Genomic DNA, 21247 nt, shown 5'->3' on the forward strand with positions numbered 1-21247 from the left:
CGAGAAAGAGGCCCCCACCCATGCGCCCCAACCCGACCGGCAGAGCAGCCGCGGCCGCCCTCGCCGCCGTCCTGCTCGTCCCGCTCTCCGCCTGCGCCAACGACGCCGCCACCGCCGGCCACGGAGCCGTCGCCGCCCCCGCCGGGCAGCAGGTCGACGGGCCCAAGGTCAAGATCATGGTCGGTGGCCTGGACAAGGTCATCTACCTGCCCGCGATGCTCACCCAGCGGCTCGGCTTCTTCGCCGAGGCCGGCGTCAACGTCGAGCTGATGACCGAGCCCGCCGGCGTCAACGCCACCACCGCGCTGCTCGCCGGGGACGTCCAGGGCGCCGTCGGCTTCTACGACCACACCATCGACCTCCAGGCCAAGGGCAAGAAGGTCGAGTCCGTGGTGCAGTTCGCCCAGGCGCCCGGCGAGGTCGAGGTCGTCTCCGCCAAGCAGGCCGACGCGATCAGGTCCGGCGCCGACTTCAAGGGCAGGAAGCTCGGTGTCACCAGCATCGGCTCCTCGACCGACTTCCTCACCAAGTACCTCGCGGTCAAGAACGGCACCGCCGTCAGCGAGTTCAGCCCGATCGCGGTCGGCGCCGGCCAGACCTTCATCGCCGCGCTCCAGCAGGGCAGCATCGACGCCGGGATGACCACCGACCCGACCGTCGCCGCCGTCCTGGACAAGGGCCTCGGCAAGGTCCTCTACGACATGCGCACCCCCGAGGGCTCGCGCGAGGCGCTCGGCGGCCTCTACCCGTCCTCGTCGCTGTACATGAACACCGACTGGGTGGAGAAGAACAGGGACACCACCCAGAAGCTCGCCGACGCCTTCGTGAAGACCCTGAAGTGGATGGCCACCCACAGCCCCGAGGAGATCGCCGCGAAGATGCCCGCCGACTACGCGCAGGGCGGCGCCGAACAGTACGCGGCGGCGATCAAGGCGACGCTGCCGATGTTCACCACGGACGGCGTGATGCCGGCCGACGGGCCGAAGACCGTGCTCGCGGTGCTCGCCGCGTTCCACCCGGACGTCAAGGGCAAGGAGGGGTCGATCGACCTGGCGAAGACGTACACCACGGAGTTCGTCGCCAAGGCCGCGGGCTGACACCCCGGCGGCCACGGCTCCGGCCGCAGCGGTCCCGCGCTCACCCCCACGGGCGCGGGGCCGCTCGGTCACAGGCCCCGGACCGACAGCACCTCCATCCGGGAGGGCGTCCCCGCCGCCTTGCCGCAACTCTCCGGACGCGCCGGCTCGCTGACCGTCTCGATCACGTCCACCTCCCAGGACCGCCCGTCCCGGTGCAGCACCGTCACCAGCCAGCGGCCCTCGCCGTCCGGCCGCTGGGTGAGCGTCAGCACGTCCATCCCCGTCTCGCCGGTGGCCAGCCGCACCGCGTGCTCGGCCGCCTGGCCCGGACGCTCCCAGCCCGAGCAGCCGCGCGACCACTCCGGCACCGTGTGCCCGGCCGCCGTCGCCGCCAGCACCTCCTTGGCGGTCTCCGGCGTCAGCCGCCCGTACGCGTAGCCGTACGGCAGCACCAGCATGGTGGGGGAGAAGCGGTGCCCGCCCAGGTGGGTGACCTCCCACACCTCGCTGTGCCCGGCCGCGGCCAGCTCCGCCGCGAGCGGACGGCCCAGCAGCGCGCAGCAGCGGTCCCGGCGCCCGTTGGTGCACACCAGGGCCACCGGGCCGCCGACGTGCTCCGCCCCGAAACCGGTGTGGTCACCGGCGCCCAGCGCCGCGAAATCCAGCTCCAGCAGCTCCGCCGGATCCGTCACCCCCGCCCGGCGCACCCAGCCGCGGCCGGGCACGGTGTGTGCCACCAGCACCTCGTGGCGCGCGGTCGGCAGGCAGTCGGCGTGCCGCCCGGGCCGGCGGATCAGCGCCACCCGCACGCCCGTCCCGGCCGCTGCCGCCTCCAGCGCCCGCCCGACCGCGGCGTCCAGGTGGCTCTCGCCCAGCGCCTTCGCGCCCCACGGTCCGTTCTGCTCCACCAGCAGCCAGGTGGTGGCCACCGCCGCCGTCGCGGCCAGCGGCTCCGAAAGTTCACGCGACACGGTCGCACAGGTGCTCACTTGGGCAAGGCTACCCTCACCTGATCACCCCCACGTGAACACCCGAAGGCGGCCCTCACCCGCCGCGCCACCGCCTCCTGGCGGAGCACGGAGAGGGCCGGGAGGCCGCCGGGACTCGTCCGGCAGCGGCAGGTGGACCCGGTCGGTGCCGAGCACCGCGACCTCGCGGAAGACGGGTCCGCACTCCCGGCCGGACGGGCACGACAAAGCGGAGGGGTACCGGACGACTTCCGGTACCCCTCCGCCCAAGCGAGGGCGAGAGCCGCTACGCCGGACCGGCGACCACCGCGATCGGGGTGGTGACCGGAGTGCCGGAGCCGTCGCGGCGCGGGTCACGCTCGGGCAGCTCGACCGGGGCGCCCTTGGCGGTGGCGGCACGGGCCGGGGCTGCACCGGCCCAGGCGAAGGCCAGGCCGTCCTCACCGCGCAGGAAGCGCTGGCAGCGCACACCACCGGTGGCACGGCCCTTGCGCGGGTACTGCTCGAACGGGGTGACCTTCCAGGTCGTCTGCTCGCCGTCGGACAGCGTGCCCGTGGCCGTGGCCACCGAGACCACCACCGCGTCCGCCGCCGGATCCACCGCCGTGAAGGACAGCACCCGGGCGCCGTCCGACAGCTTGATGCCCGCCATGCCACCCGCCGGACGGCCCTGCGGACGCACCTGGCCCGCCGGGTAGCGCAGCAGCTGGGCGTCCGAGGCGATGAAGACCAGGTCCTCCTCGCCGGTGCGCAGTTCGACCGCGCCCACCAGCTCGTCACCCTCCTTGAGGGCGATCACCTCGAACTCGTCCTTGTTCGCCGGCCACTCCGGCACCACCCGCTTCACCACGCCCTGCAGGGTGCCCAGCGCCAGCCCCGGCGAGGACTCGTCCAGCGTGGTCAGCGCCAGCACCCGCTCCCCGGCCTCCAGCCGCAGGAACTCGCCCACTGCGGCCCCGCCCGCCAGCGTCGGCGACGGCGTCGGAGGCAGCGCCGGCAGGTCGATCACCGGCAGCCGCAGCACCCGGCCCGCGGACGTCACCACACCCACGTCCGCCCGCGCCGTCGCGTGCACCGCCGACACGATCACGTCGTGCTTCGCCCGCTTCTCCGACACCTCGAACGGCTCGCCGTCCGTCGTCCGCGCCAGCAGCCCGGTCGACGACAGCAGCACCCGGCACGGGTCGTCCGCGACCTCCAGCGGCACCGCCAGCGCCGCCGACGGCGCCGCCCCCGCCTCCAGCAGCACCGTGCGCCGCTCCGTGCCGAACTGCTTCGCCACCGCGCCCAGTTCGGACGACACCACACTGCGCAGCTTGGTGTCCGACTCCAGGATCTCGGTCAGCTCCGCGATCTCCGTGGTCAGCTTCGCCTTCTCCTGCTCCAGCTCCACCCGGTCGAAGCGGGTCAGCCTCCGCAGCGGGGTGTCCAGGATGTACGCCGTCTGCGTCTCCGACAGCGAGAAGCGCTCCATCAGGCGCTCCTTCGCCTGCTGCGCGTTGTCACTCGACCGGATGATCGCGATGACCTCGTCGATGTCGAGCAGCGCCACCAGCAGGCCCTCGACCAGGTGCAGCCGCTCCTCGCGCTTGCGGCGGCGGAAGTCACTGCGCCGGCGCACCACGGTGAAGCGGTGGTCGACGTAGACCTCCAGCAGCTCCTTCAGCCCCAGCGTCAGCGGCTGCCCGTCCACCAGCGCCACGTTGTTGATGCCGAAGGTCTCCTCCATCGGCGTCAGCTTGTACAGCTGCTCCAGCAGCGCCTCCGGCACGAAGCCGTTCTTCACCTCGATGACCAGCCGCAGCCCGTGCTCGCGGTCGGTCAGGTCCTTGACGTCCGCGATGCCCTGGAGCTTCTTCGCGTTGACCAGGTCCTTGATCTTCGAGATGACCTTCTCCGGGCCGACGTTGTACGGCAGCTCGGTGACCACGATGCCCTTGCGGCGGGCCGTCACCGCCTCCACCGACGTCGTCGCCCGGATCTTGAAGGTGCCGCGGCCCGACTCGTACGCGTCCCGGATGCCCGACAGGCCCACGACCCGTCCACCGGTCGGCAGGTCCGGACCGGGCACGAACCGCATCAGCGTGTCCAGGTCCGCGTTCGGGTGCTTGATCAGGTGCCGGGCCGCGGCCACCACCTCGGACAGGTTGTGCGGCGGCATGTTCGTCGCCATGCCCACCGCGATGCCCGTGGCGCCGTTCACCAGCAGGTTCGGGAACGCGGCCGGCAGCGCCAGCGGCTCCTGCTCGCTGCCGTCGTAGTTCGGACCGAAGTCGACGGTGTCCTCGTGGATCGACTCCACCATCGCCATCGACGCGGCCGTCAGCCGCGACTCGGTGTAGCGCATCGCGGCCGGCGGGTCGTCGTTGCCCAGCGAACCGAAGTTGCCGTGCCCGTCGATCAGCGGCAGCCGCATCGAGAACGGCTGCGCCATGCGCACCACCGAGTCGTAGATGGACGCGTCACCGTGCGGGTGCAGCCGGCCCATCACCTCGCCCACCACGCGGGCGCACTTCACGTGCGCGCGGTCCGGGCGCAGGCCCATCTCGTTGGCCTGGTACAGGATGCGGCGGTGCACCGGCTTCAGGCCGTCCCGCGCGTCGGGCAGCGCACGCGAGTAGATCACCGAGTAGGCGTACTCCAGGAAGGAGCCCTGCATCTCGTCCACGACGTCGACGTCGAGGATCCGCTCCTCGAAGTCTCCGGGCGGCGGGGTCTGCGAACTGCGGCGGGCCATCGCGGCGGGGCTCCCTTACGTGTCGCTGGCTGTGTCTCGGTCCGTCTCGGCCGGCCGCCGCGCGCCGTGGGGCGAACGTCGGCCGTCTCCTCGCCGCCCCAGCCGCCGGACCCGTCAACCGGGCACCGTCGACAGGGCGCGGCGCCCCCATTGTGGACCCTCGGGCCGACACTCCCGGTCAGCGGCCCTCTTCCGCCCCTGGCGAACGCCCCCCTCCGCGCGGACACGAACACGGCTCTCGCGCGTTGCACCACAATGGGGGACGCCACATGAACCCCCGACATCGACGACGGGAAGGACCCGAGCGCATGGCCAACCCGGCCCCCGCCTCCAGCCGAGGCATCGCCATCACCGAGCACCGCCTGGCCAACGGCCTGCGCGTCGTCCTCTCCGAGGACCACCTCACCCCGGTCGCCGCCGTCTGCCTCTGGTACGACGTGGGCTCCCGCCACGAGGTCAAGGGCCGCACCGGCCTCGCCCACCTCTTCGAGCACCTGATGTTCCAGGGCTCGGCCAACGTCTCCAACAACGGGCACTTCGAGCTCGTCCAGGGCGCCGGCGGCTCGCTCAACGGCACCACCAGCTTCGAGCGCACCAACTACTTCGAGACCATGCCCGCCCACCAGCTGGAGCTCGCCCTCTGGCTGGAGGCCGACCGGATGGGCTCGCTGCTCGCCGCGCTCGACGAGACGTCCATGGAGAACCAGCGCGACGTCGTCAAGAACGAGCGCCGCCAGCGCTACGACAACGTCCCGTACGGCACCGCCTTCGAGAAGCTCACCGCGCTCTCCTTCCCCGACGGCCACCCGTACCACCACACCCCGATCGGCTCCATGGCCGACCTCGACGCGGCCACCCTGGAAGACGCCCGTACGTTCTTCCGGACGTACTACGCGCCCAACAACGCCGTCCTGTCCATCGTCGGCGACATCGACCCCGAGCAGACCGTCGCCTGGGTCGAGAAGTACTTCGGCTCCATCCCCGCACACGACGGCAAGCAGCCGCCGCGCTCCGGCGAACTCCCCGAGACCATCGGCCGCGAGATCCGCGAGGAGATCCACGAGGACGTCCCCTCGCGCGCCCTGATGGCCGCCTACCGGCTCCCGCACGACGGCACCCGCGAGGCCGACGCCGCCGACCTCGCCCTCACCATCCTCGGCAGCGGCGAGTCCAGCCGCCTCTACAACCGGCTGGTCCGCCGCGACCGCACCGCCGTCGCCGCCGGCTTCGGCCTGCTGCGCCTGGCCGGCGCCCCCAGCCTCGGCTGGCTCGACGTCAAGACCTCCGGCGACGCCACCGTCGAGCAGATCGGCGCCGCCGTCGACGAGGAGCTCGCCCGCTTCGCCGCCGAGGGCCCCACCGCCGAGGAACTCGAACGCGCCCAGGCCCAGATCGAGCGCGAGTGGCTCGACCGGCTCACCACCGTCGCCGGCCGTGCCGACGAACTGTGCCGCTTCGCCGTCCTGTTCGGCGACCCCAAGCTGCTCAACGACGCCCTCCCCAAGGTCCTCGACGTCACCGCCGAGGAGGTCCAGGCCATCGCCAAGGCCCGGCTCCACCCCGACAACCGGGCCGTCCTCGTCTACGAGCCCACCGCCGCCGAGACCGACGCCGCTTCCGAAGAGGAGGGTGCCGCCGTATGAGCACCGACTACGTCCCCGCCATGACCTTCCACCCGCAGCCCCAGCCGGGCACGCCCAGCCCCTGGGACTTCCCCGCCCCCGAGCGGGCCGCCCTCGGCAACGGCATCACCGTCCTGCACTGCCACCGGCCCGGCCAGCAGCTGGTCGCCGTCGAGGTGCTGCTCGACGCCCCGCTCGCCGCCGAGCCCGACGGTCTCGACGGCATCGCCGGCATCCTCGCCCGCGCCTTCAGCGAGGGCACCGACACCCTCAGCGCCGAGGAGTTCGCCGCCGAGCTGGAGCGCGCCGGCGCCACCCTCGACGCCCACGCCGACCACCCGTGCATCCGGATCTCCCTGGAGGTCCCCGCCTCCCGGCTCCAGCGCGGTCTGTCCCTGCTGGCGGACGCCCTGCGCGCCCCCGCCCTGCCCGAGGCGGAGATCGAGCGGCTGGTCGCCAACCGCCTGGACGAGATCGTCCACGAGCAGGCCAACCCCGCCCGGCGCGCCGCCAAGGCCCTGTACGCCGAGCTGTTCGACGCCGCCGACCGGCTCTCCCGGCCCCGCGCCGGCACCGCCGACACCGTCAAGTCGATCGACCGCGCGGCCGTCAAGGCCTTCTACGACGCCCACGTGCGCCCCGCGACCAGCACCGTCGTGGTCGTCGGCGACCTCACCGGCGTCGACCTGCCCGCGCTGCTGGAGAGCACCCTCGGCACCTGGACCGCGGCGGCCGCCGAGCCGTCCGCCCACGCCCCGGTCACCGGCGTCGACCGCGGCCGCGTCGTCATCGTGGACCGCCCCGGCTCCGTCCAGACCCAGCTGCTCATCGGCCGGATCGGGCCCGACCGCCACGACCCGCTCTGGGCCGCCCAGATCCTCGGCACCTACTGCCTGGGCGGCACCCTCACCTCCCGCCTCGACCGCGTCCTGCGCGAGGAGAAGGGCTACACCTACGGCGTGCGGGCCTTCGCCCAGCCGCTGCGCTCGGCCGCCGACGGCAGCGGGCGCGCGATGCTCGCCATCAGCGGCTCGGTGGACACCGCCTCCACCGCCCCCGCGCTGGCCGACACCTGGACCATCCTGCGCACCCTCGCCGCCGAGGGCCTCACCGACGCCGAGCGCGACGAGGCCGTGCAGTTCCTGGTCGGCGTCGCCCCGCTGAAGTACGAGACCGCGGGCTCGGTCGCCGGCACCCTGGCCGACCAGGTCGAGCAGCACCTGCCGGACGACTACCAGGCCGAGGTCTACCGGCAGCTCGCCGAACTGCCCACCGCCGCCGCCACCGAGGCGGTCGTCGCGGCCTTCCCGCCGGACCGCCTCGTCACCGTCCTGGTCGGCGACGCCGCCGTGATCGCCGACGACGTGCGGGCGCTCGGCATCGGCGAGGTCACCGTCGTCAGCTGATCCGTCCGTCGGATCCCCGTCCGGCCCGGTGGAGCACCCGCTCCGCCGGGCCGGACGCGTTGTTAAATCCGTTGCGGGCCGCCCCCGTTCCGTGGATAGATGTTCCCCGGCGCACAGCACGTGCGAACCGGCGACGAAGGAAGGGAGGCGGTCACCATGCGGGTCGAGCGAGTCATACGACGCTCCCCACGGCCGTATTCCCCCTGTCCCGTCGCCCTGGGCCGCTGAGCCCCACCCCCTGAACTTCCCCGAGCCGCGCCGGGATTCCACGCGCGGCAGCATCCTCACGTGAACTTCCCGACCTCTGGAGGTCGTTCGACCATGACGTATACCGAGGTGCCCGGCGTCCGGGTGCCGATCCGGATGTGGACCGACCCGGCGACGGTCGAGGGCCAGGCCCTGCAGCAGCTGCGCAACATCAGTTCCCTGCCCTGGCTGCACGGCCTCGCCGTGATGCCCGACGTCCACCTGGGCAAGGGCGCCACCGTCGGCTCCGTCATCGCCATGAAGGACGCGGTCTGCCCGGCGGCCGTCGGCGTCGACATCGGCTGCGGCATGAGCGCGGTGAAGACCTCGCTCACCGCCAAGGACCTCCCGGACGACCTCTCCGGCCTGCGCCGCGAGATCGAGCGGGCCATCCCGGTCGGCCGCGGCCTGCACACCGACCCGGTCGACCCGGCGAAGCTGCAGGGTTTCCGCGCGGCGGGCTGGGACGACTTCTGGCGGCGTTTCGACGGCATCGCGGAGGACGTCAGGTGGCGCCGCGAGCGGGCGATGCAGCAGATGGCCACGCTCGGCGGAGGAAATCACTTCATAGAACTGTGCGTCGATACGACTGATGTGGTCTGGCTGATGCTCCACTCCGGTTCCCGCAACATCGGCAAGGAGCTGGCCGAGCACCACATGAGCACCGCCCGCGCGCTGCCGCACAACCAGGGCCTGATCGACCAGGACCTGGCCGTCTTCCTCGCGAAGACCCCGGAGATGGCGGCCTACCGCCAGGACCTCTTCTGGGCGCAGGAGTACGCGAAGCACAACCGCGCGGTGATGATGGCGCTGTTCCAGGACGTCGTCCGGCGGGAGTTCACCAAGGCGGAGGTCGCCTTCGACGAGGTGATCAGCTGCCACCACAACTACGTGTCGGAGGAGCGGTACGACGGCGTCGACCTGCTGGTGACCCGCAAGGGCGCGATCCGGGCCGGCTCCGGGGACCTCGGGATCATCCCGGGTTCCATGGGGACGGGTTCCTACATCGTCCGCGGCCTGGGCAACGCGGCGTCGTTCAACTCCGCCTCGCACGGCGCCGGCCGCAAGATGAGCCGCAACGCGGCGAAGAAGCGGTTCACCACCCAGGACCTGGTCGAGCAGACCAAGGGCGTGGAGTGCCGCAAGGACGGCGGCGTGGTGGACGAGATCCCGGGTGCCTACAAGAACATCGAGAAGGTCATCGAGCAGCAGAAGGACCTCGTCGAGGTGGTCGCGCACCTCAAGCAGGTCGTCTGCGTGAAGGGCTGACCGAAAGCCGATCGGGGTGCCGCCACAGTGTGGCGGCACCCCGATCGGGTGGGTGTTGCGAGCTCAGACCGCGGCGGGGAGCTCGTCGAGGCCCTCGGAGACCAGCTTGGCGAGGCGGTCGAGGGCGTCGTCGGCGTTCTCGGCGTCGGAGGCGAGGATGACCTCGTCGCCGCCCTGGGCGCCCAGGCCGAGGAGGCCGAGCATGGAGGCGGCGTTGACCGGGTTGCCGCCCGGCTTGGCGATGGTGATCGGCACGCCGGTGGCCGTGACGGCCCGGACGAAGACGGAGGCGGGACGGGCGTGCAGGCCCTCGGCCCAACCGATGGTGACGCGGCGCTCAGCCATGAGACGTGCCTTTCCGGTGAAGCTGGTCACGGCCGTGCTCGGGGGAGCGGGGGAAGCGGCCATGTTGTCTAGACCAGTGTTGCACGCAGGTGGCCCCTGGGAACCGCTGCGTTCAGGAGTTGTGATTGTTTCTTTTCGGGGCATAAAACCCGGTCGATGGTCCTGTCCACCCTGCCGTGGGCACGCGTCCGGCGCCATCCGGCTCATTGCCGGATAACCTGACGAATGTGGAAGACCCCGCGGTGGCGAACCCCGAGCAACCCGACTACCCGCAGCACTGGGAAGCCGACATTCTGCTGCGCGACGGAGGCACGGCCCGGATTCGTCCGATCACGCCCGACGACGCCGGACGGCTCGTGGAGTTCTACGAGCAGGTGTCGGACCAGTCCAAGTACTTCCGTTTCTTCGCCCCCTACCCGCGGCTCTCCGACAAGGACGTCCGCCGCTTCACCCACCACGACTTCGTGAATCGGGTCGGCCTCGCGGTGGTGGTTCGGGACCGCTTCATCGCCACCGTCCGCTACGACCGGATCGACGCCGAGGGCCGCCCCTCCGACACCGGCACCGACGCCGAGGTGGCCTTCCTGGTGCAGGACGCCCACCAGGGCCGCGGCGTGGCCTCCGCCCTGCTGGAGCACATCGCGGCGGTCGCGCAGGAGCGCGGCATCCGCCGCTTCCAGGCCGAAGTGCTGCCGGAGAACCGGAAGATGGTGAAGGTCTTCACCGACGCCGGCTACACCCAGCACCGCAGCTTCGCCGACGGCGTGGTGCACCTGGAGTTCGACCTCGAACAGACCGACCGCTCGCTCGCCGTGATGCGCGCCCGTGAGCACCGCGCCGAGGCACGTTCGGTGCAGCGGCTGCTCACCCCGCGCTCGGTGGCGGTGATCGGGGTCTCCCGCACCCCGCAGACCGTCGGCCGCGCCATCCTGCGCGACCTGCTGGGCGACGACGCCCAGGCCGACCGCCCGGTGTACGCGGTGAACCGCAACGCCGTACCCGGCACCGAGCTGGACGGCGTCCCGGTCCACCGTTCGATTCTGGACATTCCCGGGCCGGTGGACCTCGCGGTGATCGCCGTCCCCGAGGGCGCCGTCCCGGCCGCCGTCGCCGACTGCGGCGCCCACGGAGTGCAGGGCCTGGTGGTGGTCACCGCCGGCTACGCGGAGACCGGCCCGGAGGGCAGGGACCGGCAGCGCGCGCTGGTCCGCCAGGCCCGCGCGGCCGGCATGCGGGTGATCGGCCCGAACGCCTTCGGCCTGATCAACACCGACCCGCAGCGCCCGCTGAACGCCTCGCTCGCCCCACGGCTGCCCGGCCGCGGCGGCTTCGGGATCTTCTGCCAGTCCGGCGCGATCGGTGTGGCCCTGCTGGAGGCCGCCCACAAGCGCGGCCTCGGCGTCTCCTCCTTCGCGTCGGTCGGCAACCGCGCCGACGTCTCCGGCAACGACTTCCTCCAGTACTGGGCCGAGGACGAGGCCACCCAGGTGGTGCTGCTGTACCTGGAGTCCTTCGGCAACCCGCGCAAGTTCACCCGGATCGCCCGCCGCCTCGCCGCCGTCAAGCCGGTCGTGGTGGTCAAGGGCGCCCGGCACACCGGCAGCCTGCCGCCCGGCCACGCCGTCCCCGCCACCGCCACCGGTCTGCGCGACGCCACCGTGGACGCGCTGTTCGAACAGGCCGGCGTCACCCGGGTGTCGACCATCACCGAGCTGTACGACACCGGCGAGCTGCTGGCCCAGCAGCCGCTGCCGCCGGGCAACCGGGTCGCGGTGGTCGGCAATTCCGACTCGCTCGGCCTGCTCACCTACGACGCCCTGCTGAGCGCCGGCCTGCGCCCGTGCACGCCCGTCGACCTCACCACCGCCGCGACCGGCGAGAACTTCCGGATCGCCCTGGACGTCGCCCTCGCCGACCCGGCCGTGGACGCGGTGATCGCCGTCGCCATCCCGCCGATCGGCACCTCCGCCCACGCCTTCATGGGTGGCCGGCTGACCGGAGAGGACGACCCCGCGATGGGCTCGGACGACCCGGAGATCGCCGCCGCCCTCCTCGACGCCGGCCACCGCGCCCGGGAGCTGGGCAAGCCGCTGCTGCTCACCCACCTGGCGCTGACCGACCTGCCGGCCCGGTTGCGCCCCGGCGGCATCCCCGCGTACGCGGCGCCCGAACGGGCCGTGCACGCCCTCGCCCACGCCGTGCACTACGCGCAGTGGCGCCGCCGTACGGCCGAGGCGGAGGAGACGGCGCGCGTCCCGGAGCTGGACCGGATCGACGAGCCCGGCGCCCGCCGGCTGGTGGAGGCGGCGCTGAGCACCCGGGCCGCCGCCCGCCCGTCGCCCACCACCACCCTTGCCCGAGGCGCTACGCGCCGCACCGTCTTGCTGCGCACCCAGCCCGGCGGCGCCCGGATCACCCTGTCCGAGGCCGAGGCGCAGGAGCTGCTGGCCCGCTACGGGATCGACGTCTCGCCGGTGCTGCCGGCCCCGGACGAGGAGGCCGCCGTCAGGGCCGCCGGGACGCTCGGCTACCCGGTGGCGCTGAAGGCGACCGCCCCGCATCTGCGCCACCGCCCCGACCTGGGCAGCGTCCGGCTGGACCTGACCGGCGAGGCGGGCCTGCGCCGCGCCCACCGCGAGCTGGACGCGCTGCTCGGCGGCGCCGCGCCGGCCGACCTGGTGGTCCAGCGGATGGCACCGCGCGGGGTGGACACCGTGATCGCCGCCACGGTGGACCCGGCGGTCGGTGCGATCCTGTCCTTCGGTCTGGCGGGCGCCCCGGCCGAACTGCTGGGCGACACCGCGCACCGGCTGGTTCCGGCCACCGACCAGGACGTCGCCGGGCTGATCCGGGAGGTCCGGGCCGCGCCGCTGCTGTTCGGCTGGCGCGGCGCCGAGGCGGTGGACACCGACGCGCTGGAGGAGCTGCTGCTGCGGGTGTCGCAGCTGGTGGACGACGTGCCGGAGATCGCCTCGGTGGATCTCGAACCGGTGGTCGTGGCCCCGCACGGACTGGCGATCCTGGGGGCGCGGGTGCGGGTCGCACCCCTGCCGGTCCGCAGCGATCTGGGTCCGCGCGCCATGAGCACGCTGTAACCTTCCTTGGTTGCGCCCTGCCCGGGCGCTGTTGTCCGAAGCTCGGCGCCGTGCCGCCCGCTTCGTCGGCGGACCATGCCAGGATGGAGATATGGCGAAGACCGGTACCACCACCACTCAGGACCTGCGCTCGGCGATCGAGCGCAGCGGCTACTACCCGGCCCTGGTGTCCGAGGCGGTCGAGTCCGCGGTGGGCCCGGAGCCGATCAGCTCCTACCTGGTGCACCAGGAGACGACCTTCGACGCCAACGAGGTGCGCCGGCACGTGACGGTGCTGGTGCTCACCCCGACCCGGTTCGTGGTGAGCCACACCGACGAGCAGTCCGGCGCCGAGGGCAGCCCGGCGGTGCCGTTCGCGACGACGTCGACGGAGAGCGTCCGACTGGACCGGATCGGCTCGGTCGTGGTGAGCCGGATGGTGGCCAACCCGGAGACGTACACCCCGGGCACCCTGCCGCGCGAGGTGGTGCTGACGATCGGCTGGGGCGCGGTGCAGCGCCTGGACCTGGAGCCGGCCGGCTGCTCGGACCCGAACTGCGAGGCGGACCACGGCTACACCGGTTCCGCCACGGCCGACGACCTCTCGCTGCGGGTGAGCGAGGCCGGTGACGGCCCGGAGACGGTGGCCCAGGCGCTGGTGTTCGCCCGGGCGCTGTCCGACGCGACGATCAACAACGGCCCGCGGGTCTGATCGCCGCCGTCTGATCGCCGCCGTTTCCGCCCGCTACGAATCCGGTTCCATGTCCTTCGTTCCTGCCGACGGCTTCGACGCCTTCGAGATCCTCGACCCGGCCACGGCCCCCGCGCCCCCGTACGGCAGCGGCTCGCTCTGCGACCTGCTGCCCTCGGTGGCGGCGGGGCTCGGCGTTCCCGGGTTCACCGCGACGCTCCCGATCGCCCCGGCGGACCGGGTGGTGGTGTTCCTGGTGGACGGCCTGGGCTGGGAGCTGCTGCTGCGCCACCCCGAGTACGCGCCGTTCCTGTCCTCGCTCGCCGGGAGTTCGCTGGGGGGCAGCGGCCGTCCGCTGACCGCGGGCTTCCCGTCCACCACGGCGACCTCGCTGGCCTCGGTCGGCACCGGTACGCCGCCGGGCCTGCACGGCCTGGCCGGGTACACCGTGGCGGTGCCGGGCGCCGGCTACCTGATGAACCAGCTCCGCTGGCAGCCGCCGACCGACCCGCACGCCTGGCAGCCGTACCCGACGGTCTTCGAGCGCACCCACGAGGCCGGGGTGGCGACGGCGCAGGTCTCGTCCCCGCTGTTCGCGCAGACCCCGCTGACCAGGGTGGCGCTGTCCGGTGGCACCTTCATGGGCCGCACCACGGGCGAGGAGCGGATGGACCGGGCGGCCGCCTGGCTGGCCGAGCACGACCGGGCGCTGGTGTACACCTACGTCAGCGAGCTGGACGGTGCGGGCCACCGCTTCGGGGTGGACTCGGACGAGTGGCGGATGACGCTGGACGCGGTGGACCGGCTGGCCCGCCGGCTGGCCGAGCAGCTGCCGCCGCGCTCGGCGATGTACGTGACGGCCGACCACGGCATGATCGACATCGCGCCGGAGGACCGGATCGACTTCGACGAGGACTGGGAGCTGGGCGCCGGTGTCGCCTTGCTCGGCGGCGAGGGCCGGGCCCGGCACGTGTACGCGGTGCCGGGGGCGGCGGCCGACGTGCACACGGTCTGGAGCGAGGTGCTGGGCGACCGGATGTGGGTGGCCACCCGGGACCAGGCGATCGCGGCGGGCTGGTTCGGCCCGGCGGTGGACGACCGGGTGTACGCCCGGATCGGCGACGTGGTCGCCGCGGCGCGCGACGACATCGCGATCGTCGCCTCCCGCAACGAGCCCGGCGAGTCCGCGATGATCGGTTTGCACGGTTCGATGACTCCGGTCGAGCAGTTCGTGCCGCTGCTCGAAATCCGCGGCTGATCAGCCCACTTGACTCTTCTGTGCCCGAACTCCCCTGATTTGAAAGGCCCTTGCTCCACCCATGGCTGAACTGGTGTTCTTCTCGGGCACGATGGACTGCGGCAAGTCGACGCTGGCGCTGCAGATGGACCACAACCACACCGCGCGCGGCCGGCAGGGCGTGATCCTCACCCGCAACGACCGGGCGGGCGCGGCGACGATCTCCAGCCGGCTGGGCCTGCGCGCGGACGCGGTCGAGGTGACGGACGACTTCGACTTCCACGCCCACGTGGTGCACCGGCTCTCGGCCGGCGGCCGGGTGGACTACCTGATCTGCGACGAGGCCCAGTTCTTCGCCGCCGAGCAGGTCGACCAGCTGGCCCGGGTGGTGGACGAACTGGACATCGACGTCTACACCTTCGGCATCACCACGGACTTCCGCACCCGGCTGTTCCCCGGCTCGCAGCGGCTGATCGAGCTGGCCGACCGGGTGGAGGTGCTCCAGGTCGAGGCGCTGTGCTGGTGCGGCGCGCGGGCCACCCACAACGCCCGGACGGTCGGCGGGGTGATGGTGGTCGAGGGCGCCCAGGTGGTGATCGGCGACATCTCGGTGGCCCGGGACGAGGTCGGTTACGAGGTGCTGTGCCGCCGCCACCACCGCCGCCGGCTGACCGCCGCGACGGCGCGCGCCTCGGTGCTCTCCCCGGACGTGCTGCCCTTCGAGGAGCAGCAGGCCTGAGCCCACCGCGGGCCTGAGATCCGAAGCCGCCCCGGAATCCAGCCGGAGCCGCCCCCGGCCCTAGGGGAGCACCTCCAGTACGGAGAAGTGCCCGCCCTGCGGGTCGGCCAGCCGGGCGGCGCGGCCGCGGGCGGTGTCCTGCGGTTCGACCAGGACCCGGCCGCCGAGCTCGACGGTGCGCCGGGCGGTCAGCGCGGCGTCGCGGACCGCGAAGTGGGTGCGCCAGCGCGGCGGGTGGCCGCGCAGCTCGGCGCGGTGCCGGATGCCGGCGACCGGCTGCCCGTGTACCAGCAGCGCGCTTTCCTCCGGGGTGGAGCGGACCGGGCGGTCGAGCACGGTGGAGTAGAAGGTGGCCGCGCCCGGCGCGTCGGGGGTGAGCAGTTCGGCCCAGGCCGGGGCGCCCGGTTCGCGCCCGGCCTCCCGGCCGAGGTGCTCCTCGCCCTGCCAGAGGCCGAAGACCGCGCCGGAGACGTCGGAGGCGATGGCCATCCGCCCGGCACGCTCGGCCTGGAGCGGCCCGACGGCGACGGTGCCGCCGCACGCGCGGACCAGTTGGGCGGTGCGGTCGGCGTCGTCGACGGCGAAGTAGGTGGTCCACTGCACCGGGAAGCCGGTGGCGGTGGAGACGCCGAGGCCGGCCACCGGCGCCCCGTCGAGCTCGGCCCGGACGTAGTCGCCGAGTTGGCCCGGCCCGGGGGTGTACGTCCAGCCGAGCAGGGCGCCGTAGAAGGCGCGGGCGCCGGGCAGGTCATCGGTCAGCAGGCTGACCCAGCAGGGCGTGCCCTGGGCCAGTCGGAGTTCCACCGCGGGCAATGCGGGCCTCCTCGTGGGTGGTTGGCGCACGGAAATCCTCGGGCGCGAGGGTGATGCTTCCACCCTGGCGGGCGCCCAACCCTCGGGCCGCGCGGAAAGTCCGGCAAAGACCCCACAAAGAGCGGCGGTTCGGGCGTGTCGCTGCGGATTCCGTCGGATTCCGGCGGTCGGACCACGGCGGGGAGCCGGATGGCCCGCTTCCGGCGGTCGGACCACGGCGAGGAGCCGGAGTCCCGCCGCCGGACACCCGCGCTGCGCGACAATGGCCGCCATGACCACCACCTACAACGACGGTTCCCCGCTGATCTCCGCGGCCGGGCTGCGGGAGGCGCTGGCCTCCGCGCTGCCGCCGGTGCTGCTGGACGTGCGCTACCAGCTGGTCGGCGCCGCACCGGGCGGCCCGACCGCGGCCGAGGAGTACCGGGCCGGTCACCTGCCGGGCGCCCACTTCGTCGAGCTGGACCGGGACCTGGCGGCCCCGCCCGGTGCCCCCGGCCGGGGTGGGCGCCACCCGCTGCCGGACCCGGAGGAGTTCGGCGCGGCGATGCGCCGCTTCGGGGTGAGCGCGCGGCGCCCGGTCGTGGTGTACGACGGCGCGGCCTCGATGGCGGCGGCCCGGGCCTGGTGGCTGCTGCGCTGGGCCGGGCACCGGGACGTGCGGGTGCTGGACGGCGGCTTCGCGGCCTGGCGGGAGGCCGGGCTGCCGGTGACGGCCGAGCTGCCGGAGCCCGCGGAGGGCGACTTCACGCCGGTGCCGGGGCAGCTGCCGACGGTGGACGGGGACGGTGCCGCGGCCTGGGCGCGCGGCGGCCTGCTGCTGGACGCCCGGTCCGGGGAGCGCTACCGGGGCGAGGCCGAGCCGGTGGACCCGCGGGCCGGGCACATCCCGGGCGCGGTCTCGGCGCCGACGGCCGGCAACGTGGGCCCGGACGGCCGGTTCCTGCCGGCGCCCGAGCTGGCCGCCCGCTTCCGGGCGCTGGGCGCGGGGGAGCGGGAGACCGCGGTGTACTGCGGTTCGGGCGTGACGGCGGCGCACCAGATCCTGGCGCTGGAGGTGGCGGGTCTGCCGGCCACGCTGTACCCGGGCTCGTGGAGCGAGTGGTCGAGCGACGAGGCGCGCCCGGTGGCGGTCACCGGGCAGCCGGGCTGATCCCCGGGTACGCCGAAGGGGCGGGAGGCCCGGCCTCCCGCCCCTTCGGCGCCCTGCTACTCCTGCTTCTTGCGCCGGCTGCCGAAGACGATCTCGTCCCAGCTGGGCACGGTGGCCCGGCGCCCGGGCCGGACGCCGTCCGCCTCGGCCTGCCGGTCGGTGGTGCCGACCAGGCGCTCGCGGTGCGGGGCGACGGCGCGCGGCATCAGGATGTCGGCGTAGGCCGAGCCCGCGCCGACCGCCGGGGCGGCCGCCGCAGCCGGCTCCTCGCCGTCCTCGGCGACCTCGGCGGGCACCGGTTCGATCGAGGCGGGGGCTCCGACGGCGAGGTCGCCGCGGAAGGCGGGGACCACGTCGAGCAGGCTGGTCAGCGAGTCCCGGGACTCGGCGGTGGCCTCCCGCGACTCGCGGACCTCGCGGGCCGACATGATGCGGTCGGCCGAGGGCCGGTCGATCATCGGGCGGGGCGGCCGGTCCTGGGGGAGCCGGGCGATCCGCGGGATGAACGGGAAGACCGACTCCTCCTCGCGCTCGACGTTCTCGCCGATCAGCGCGCGGGCCTCGTCGTCGTTGGGCTGGACCAGGCGCCGGGGCGGGTCGTACGTCCACGACGCGCTGCGGCCCTCGCCGTCGGCCCGGTAGGAGAGGATGACCTCCCAGGTGCCGTCGTCGCGCCGCCAGGAGTCCCAGCGCTCGGTGTCCTTCTCGGCGCCGCGCAGCGCGAGCCGCTCGGCCACGGCCTCGCCGAGCTGCGGTCCGGGGGACTCGCCGTTGCGGCGGATGGCGGTCTTGCGGGCGCGCTCGGCCATGAAGGCGCGCTCGGCGAGCACCGGGCCCTCGAAGCGGCGGACGCGGTCGACGGAGATCCCGGCGGCCTGGGCGACCTCCTCGGCGGAGGCACCGGCTCGTATCCGGGCCTGGATGTCCCGGGGGCGCAGATGGCTCTCGACCTCGATCTCGATCTGGCCGAGGCGCGGCCGGTCGCCGCGGATGGCGGCGCGCAGCCGCTCGTCGATGGGAAGGGTGTACTCCGTGCTGTCGGCAGCCTTGAGCACCAGCCGTGTGCCGTCGTTGCTGACGGCCACAACCCGCAGTTCGGGCACGGTTACCTCCCGGGTGGTGCCTGCCGACGTCACCTGCGTCGCTGCTCCCGTACTGAGTGTGGCCTGCCCACTCGCGACTGGCCACAACCTTGCTGAGTTCCCCGGCGTGTCGGGCTTACGCCCGCGCACGCCGCTGTGGCACGGTTGCCTTTTTGCCACGCCATCCGTCGACGTCGCGCCTGGGTGTCCCGGCCGTCCTCGCACGCGCAGTGAACGCGACGATCCGGGACGGGCGTCGCCGTGCGTGCCCGTTCCGTGGCTCCTCGTCAAGCTACCGGTGTAGACGTAGTCGACAAGTCGACCCAAGGCTCGGGCTTTACGAACAGTACTCCATTCGTGGCATCCAGAGGGGCGGCTCGCCGCTCAAGTCTCCCGCGATTCACGGGAATCTCAAGAGCGCGCTCCCCCAATGGCGGACCACCGCCGGATGAACGGTGATCATCTTCACACAATCCGGGTGCGAAGAACCGCATTTTCGCCCCTTGTGTCCTTCTTTGGGCAAGATGGAGAGTCTTGTTCGAAGAACAGTCGTACGGACCGAGGGATGTTGATGCCGGAGCGGAGCCCCGCCGAGGAGGGCGGCAAGGCCAAGGAGGAGCGCAGGCGCATCGATCTGAGTGTGGCTCAGGTCGCGGCGAGTGCGCTGGCCACGGTGGTGGGTGCGCTGCTGGCCTCCGAACTGGGGGTGTACGGCACGATCCTGGGCGCCGCCGTGGTGAGTGTCGGCGCGACCACCGGCGGTGCCGTGTTCCAGCACATCTTCAAGCGGACCGGCGAGCAGCTGCGCGAGGCGGTGGACCGGGGGCCGAACCAGGCCGCCAACACCCTGCGCCAGGTGCCGGTGGAGGCCGAGCGGCCCGGGACGCGGGCGCAGCCGCCGGTGATCACCTCGGAGTGGAACGAGCCGCAGGTGGTCCGGGCGCGTCGGCGGTGGGGCTGGAAGACGTACGCGGCGGTGTCCGGGCTGGTCTTCGTGCTGGCGATGACGCCGATCCTGGCGTTCGAACTCGCCACCGGGCAGCCGGTGTCGGCGACGGTCAAGGGCGGATCCGGCAGCGGCACGTCCTTCGGCGGCTCGGTGGCGCCCAAGTCCTCCCGGCCGCAGGACGCCCCGGCGGACCGACCCTCCCCGAGCGGCCGGCCCGGCCAGGGCGGCGCGCCGTCCGGCGGCGCCTCGGCCCCGGCGACCACCGGGCCGAGCCGGGAGCCGGGCGACACGCCGAGCACCGGCGCGGGGACGGCCTCGCCCTCGGCGGGCCCGAGCGCGACCCCGTCGGCCGGCGCCTCCCCGTCGGCGGGCGGCGGCAGACCCACCGGCGGGGCGAGCCCGCAGCCGCCGGCGTCGGGCGACGCGCCGGCGAAGGACCCGGCGAGGGATCCGGTGAAGGAGCCCGCGAACGAACCCGCGAAGGCCCCGCCGGCCGCCGACACGCCGTAGGCGCTAGGCGCCCAGCACCCGGCGCAGGTAGTCGTTGCCGAACACCCGCTGCGGGTCGACCTCGTCGCGCAGCGTGGTGAAGTCGGCGAAGTGCGGGTAGACACCGGCCAGGTACGCGGCGTCGCGGGTGTGCAGCTTGCCCCAGTGCGGCCGTCCCTGATGGGCGGTCATCAGCTGTTCGACGCCGGTGAAGTAGCCCTGGTCGGCGGTGCCCTGGTAGAGGTGGACGGCGATGTAGGCGCTGTCCCGGCCGGAGGCGGTGGAGAGCCAGAGGTCGTCGGCGGGGGCGAAGCGCACCTCGACCGGGAAGCCGACCTTCCAGTCGGAGCGCTCGACCAGGGCCTTCAGTTCGCGCAGCACCTCGCCGACGGCCGCGCGCGGCACGGCGTACTCCATCTCCACGAAGCGGACCTTGCGCGGGCTGGTGAACACCTTGTACGCGGTGTCGGTGAAGCTGCGTTCGGACCAGGCCCGGCTGGCCAGCGAGGCGATCGAGGGGATCGAGCCGGGGAAGCGCCGGCCGACCCGGCAGGCGCCCTCCCAGACCGTGTTGGAGAGGAAGTCGTCCTCCAGCCACTCCTTGAACCGGGGCAGCGGGGCGGCCGGCCCCTGGCTGCGGTTGTTGCGCTTGGTGGAGCAGCGGTCGGTGTGCGGGAACCAGTAGAACTCGAAGTGCTCGTTGACGGCGGTGAGGTCGTCCAGGCGTTCCAGCACCTCGTCGAAGTCCATCGGCTGCTCGTGCGCGGTGAGCAGGAAGGCGGGCTCGACGCCGAAGGTGAGCGCGGTGATCACGCCGAGGGCGCCGAGTCCGAGCCGGGCGCCCTGGAAGAGCCGGGGGTTCTCGGTCGGGGAGCAGCGCCGGACGGTGCCGTCGGCGAGGACGATCTCCAGGGAGCGGATCTGGGCGGCCAGCGAGCCGGAGTCGCGGCCGGTGCCGTGGGTGCCGGTGCTGGTGGCGCCGGCCACGGTCTGGACCTCGATGTCGCCCATGTTGGTCAGCGAGAGACCCTCGGCGGCGAGGACCCGGTTGAGCCGGTGCAGCGGGAGGCCGGACTCGACGGTGATGGTGCCGGCCTCGCGGTCGATCCCGCGGACGGCGGTGAGCGCGTGCGGCCGGATCTGGACGCCGTCACCGGCGGAGGCGATCGAGGTGAAGGAGTGGCCGGAGCCGACGGCCTTGACGGTGCGGCCCTGTTCGGCGGCCCGCAGGATCTCCTTGGCCAGCTCCTCCACGGTGCCGGGGGCGGCGGCCCGGGCGGGCCGGGCGCTCTGGTTGCCGGCCCAGTTGGTCCACCGGGTGGGGGTCGCGGTGCTGGCCTGGGGCATTGCG

General features: G+C 73.4%; 16 protein-coding genes. 10 read left to right on the top strand and 6 right to left on the bottom strand.

The window, feature by feature from the left end:
- Nucleotides 1-20: 20 nt before the first annotated feature.
- Nucleotides 21-1097, top strand: a complete 1077-nt coding sequence (locus tag ACGF13_RS36905) for an ABC transporter substrate-binding protein (RefSeq protein ID WP_392883710.1) — start codon at nt 21-23, stop codon at nt 1095-1097.
- 68 nt (nt 1098-1165) lie between these two features.
- On the opposite strand, the gene ACGF13_RS36910 is transcribed toward ACGF13_RS36905, so the two are convergent.
- On the bottom strand, nt 1166-2068 hold the full coding sequence (locus ACGF13_RS36910; RefSeq protein ID WP_392883712.1) for a sucrase ferredoxin: 903 nt from the start codon (nt 2066-2068) through the stop codon (nt 1166-1168).
- A gap of 265 nt (nt 2069-2333) precedes the next feature.
- On the bottom strand, nt 2334-4784 hold the full coding sequence (locus tag ACGF13_RS36915) for a DNA topoisomerase (ATP-hydrolyzing) subunit A (RefSeq protein WP_392883713.1): 2451 nt from the start codon (nt 4782-4784) through the stop codon (nt 2334-2336).
- A 308-nt stretch (nt 4785-5092) separates the two neighbouring features.
- Here ACGF13_RS36915 and ACGF13_RS36920 point away from each other — a divergent pair, with 308 nt between their 5' ends.
- The 3 genes from ACGF13_RS36920 to ACGF13_RS36930 all read left to right on the top strand — a co-directional run bounded on the left by ACGF13_RS36920 (nt 5093) and on the right by ACGF13_RS36930 (nt 9327).
- Nucleotides 5093-6427: a M16 family metallopeptidase gene (locus ACGF13_RS36920; protein WP_392883715.1), complete on the top strand. Its 1335-nt coding sequence runs from the start codon at nt 5093-5095 to the stop codon at nt 6425-6427.
- A gap of 20 nt (nt 6428-6447) precedes the next feature.
- Nucleotides 6448-7812, top strand: a complete 1365-nt coding sequence (locus ACGF13_RS36925) for a M16 family metallopeptidase (RefSeq protein ID WP_392883758.1) — start codon at nt 6448-6450, stop codon at nt 7810-7812.
- A 321-nt stretch (nt 7813-8133) separates the two neighbouring features.
- Nucleotides 8134-9327 carry an RtcB family protein gene (locus ACGF13_RS36930; protein WP_392883716.1) on the top strand — a complete coding sequence of 398 codons (1194 nt, stop codon included), beginning with the start codon at nt 8134-8136 and terminating at the stop codon, nt 9325-9327.
- 63 nt (nt 9328-9390) lie between these two features.
- Here ACGF13_RS36930 and ACGF13_RS36935 read toward each other — a convergent pair whose 3' ends face one another.
- Nucleotides 9391-9672 carry an HPr family phosphocarrier protein gene (locus ACGF13_RS36935; protein ID WP_359817494.1) on the bottom strand — a complete coding sequence of 94 codons (282 nt, stop codon included), beginning with the start codon at nt 9670-9672 and terminating at the stop codon, nt 9391-9393.
- Nucleotides 9673-9899: 227 nt separating this feature from the next.
- Here ACGF13_RS36935 and ACGF13_RS36940 point away from each other — a divergent pair, with 227 nt between their 5' ends.
- From ACGF13_RS36940 to ACGF13_RS36955, 4 genes are all read left to right on the top strand, one after another.
- The gene (locus tag ACGF13_RS36940; protein WP_392883719.1) at nt 9900-12767 is read left to right on the top strand and encodes a GNAT family N-acetyltransferase; all 2868 of its coding nucleotides are present in this window, start codon (nt 9900-9902) and stop codon (nt 12765-12767) included.
- Between the two features lie 91 nt (nt 12768-12858).
- Complete coding sequence (locus tag ACGF13_RS36945) at nt 12859-13458, top strand: DUF5998 family protein (RefSeq protein WP_392883721.1); 600 nt, start codon at nt 12859-12861, stop codon at nt 13456-13458.
- A gap of 49 nt (nt 13459-13507) precedes the next feature.
- Complete coding sequence (locus ACGF13_RS36950; RefSeq protein ID WP_392883723.1) at nt 13508-14695, top strand: alkaline phosphatase family protein; 1188 nt, start codon at nt 13508-13510, stop codon at nt 14693-14695.
- A 61-nt stretch (nt 14696-14756) separates the two neighbouring features.
- Nucleotides 14757-15413, top strand: coding sequence for a thymidine kinase (locus tag ACGF13_RS36955; RefSeq protein ID WP_392883724.1), 657 nt, complete (start codon nt 14757-14759; stop codon nt 15411-15413).
- Between the two features lie 60 nt (nt 15414-15473).
- Here ACGF13_RS36955 and ACGF13_RS36960 read toward each other — a convergent pair whose 3' ends face one another.
- A complete protein-coding gene (locus tag ACGF13_RS36960) occupies nt 15474-16217 on the bottom strand; it encodes a VOC family protein (protein ID WP_392883760.1) in 744 nt (247 codons plus the stop codon).
- 280 nt (nt 16218-16497) lie between these two features.
- On the opposite strand from ACGF13_RS36960, the gene ACGF13_RS36965 reads away from it, so the two are divergent.
- Entirely contained in the window at nt 16498-17376 is an 879-nt protein-coding gene (locus tag ACGF13_RS36965) for a sulfurtransferase (protein WP_392883726.1), read from the top strand.
- 56 nt (nt 17377-17432) lie between these two features.
- Here ACGF13_RS36965 and sepH read toward each other — a convergent pair whose 3' ends face one another.
- Entirely contained in the window at nt 17433-18512 is a 1080-nt protein-coding gene (sepH, locus tag ACGF13_RS36970; RefSeq protein WP_392883727.1) for a septation protein SepH, read from the bottom strand.
- Between the two features lie 517 nt (nt 18513-19029).
- Between sepH and ACGF13_RS36975 the strand changes: the two genes are divergently transcribed.
- A complete protein-coding gene (locus ACGF13_RS36975; RefSeq protein ID WP_392883729.1) occupies nt 19030-19917 on the top strand; it encodes a hypothetical protein in 888 nt (295 codons plus the stop codon).
- Between the two features lie 3 nt (nt 19918-19920).
- Here the strand turns inward: ACGF13_RS36975 and ACGF13_RS36980 are convergent, their stop codons facing one another.
- Nucleotides 19921-21243, bottom strand: a complete 1323-nt coding sequence (locus tag ACGF13_RS36980; protein WP_392883730.1) for a D-arabinono-1,4-lactone oxidase — start codon at nt 21241-21243, stop codon at nt 19921-19923.
- Nucleotides 21244-21247: the final 4 nt, after the last annotated feature.

This window comes from Kitasatospora sp. NPDC048286 (genome assembly GCF_043201735.1).
Classification (GTDB): Bacteria; Actinomycetota; Actinomycetes; order Streptomycetales; family Streptomycetaceae; genus Kitasatospora.